Origin of the sequence: Protofrankia sp. Cj3, assembly GCF_917627355.1 — a bacterium.
Lineage (GTDB): Bacteria > Actinomycetota > Actinomycetes > Frankiales > Frankiaceae > Protofrankia.
This window is the reverse complement of record NZ_CAKJTR010000056.1, coordinates 7,672-9,013: the sequence shown is the minus strand read 5'-3', so window position 1 is coordinate 9,013 and position 1,342 is coordinate 7,672. Positions and strand designations below refer to the sequence as shown.

At 69.3% G+C, this 1,342-nt stretch carries 1 protein-coding gene; it reads right to left on the bottom strand.

The window, feature by feature from the left end; all coding sequences use genetic code 11:
- Nucleotides 1-316: 316 nt before the first annotated feature.
- Complete coding sequence (gene bioB / locus MJ783_RS10050) at nucleotides 317-1,300, bottom strand: biotin synthase BioB (RefSeq protein ID WP_239310134.1); 984 nt, start codon at nucleotides 1,298-1,300, stop codon at nucleotides 317-319.
- Nucleotides 1,301-1,342: the final 42 nt, after the last annotated feature.

Below are 1,342 nucleotides of genomic sequence, written 5' to 3'. Positions count from 1 at the left end.
ATTGCCGGGCGCTCTTAGCTGGTAGTTACGCCGTGCTCGCTGCAGCGCGCCGTCCACTCGGTGGGTGTTACCTGCACGATCAGCCGTCGGCGGCAGGTCGTGCAGAAGCGCGGCGGTTCCAGCAGCCGGGCCCGCCCACAGGTGTCGTGCGCGCCATCGGTGCGCGGGCGTCCGCACCGGTCACAGAAGGTCGTCTCGGTCCCGCTGATGGTCATGCTGGTGAGCGTAGGGCGTGTTGGGGTCTCCGGGCGCGCGGAAGGACCGTGGTCGCGCGCCCGGAGGAGGCCACCTTCTGGCCGGGCCGGTGCCGCTCCGGTCAGAAGGTGGCCTGCATCGACTTGATCGGCATTTTGAGGTCGGCGAGCATCGCGAGGTCCGCTTCGGCCGGGCGTCCCAACGTCGTCAGGTAGTTGCCGACGATGACGGCGTTGATGCCGCCGAGCATGCCGTCAACAGCCAGGTCACCGAGGGTGATTTCACGGCCGCCGGCATAACGCAGGATGGTGCGCGGCAGCGCGAGCCGGAACGCGGCGATCGTCCGCAGGGCGTCGGTGGCGTCGAGAACCGGCAGGTCCGCGAAGGGCGTGCCAGGCCGCGGGTTGAGGAAGTTCAGCGGCACCTCGTCGGGCTCCAAGGCGGCCAGCTGCCCGGCGAGCTCCGCCCGTTGTTCCAGCGTCTCGCCGACACCGATGATCGCTCCGCAGCACAGCTCCATGCCGGCCGCGCGCACCATCTCGCAGGTGTCCCACCGTTCCTGCCAGCTGTGCGTGGTCACGACCTGGGGGAAGTGCGAACGCGCCGTCTCCAGGTTGTGGTTGTAACGGTGCACGCCCATGTCAACGAGGGCGTCAACGTGTTCTTGGGTGAGCATCCCGAGCGAACAGGCGATGTTGATGTCCACGGCGGCGTGGATCGCGGCGATGCCCGCGCGGACCTGGCTCATCAGCCGTTCGTCCGGGCCCCGTACAGCCGCGACGATGCAGAACTCGCTGGCTCCGGTGTCCTTGGTTGCCTGTGCGGCCTGGACCAGCGACGGGATGTCCAGCCAGACCGCGCGGACCGGTGAGTCGAACTGCCCGGACTGGGAGCAGAAGTGGCAGTCCTCGGGGCAGCCGCCGGTCTTGAGACTGACGATTCCCTCGACCTCGACGTCCGGGCCGCACCAGCGCATCCGCACCTCATGCGCGAGCGCGAGCGCTTCGCTGATCCGGTCGTCACCGAGCCGCAGCACGGCGAGTGTCTGCTCGGCCGACAGGCCGTTGCCGTCCTCCAGCACCTGCCTGCGAGCTGTCTGGAGGATGTCGTCGTCGGTGCCGGCGTCACTGCCCGCCGGCTGGGCGGC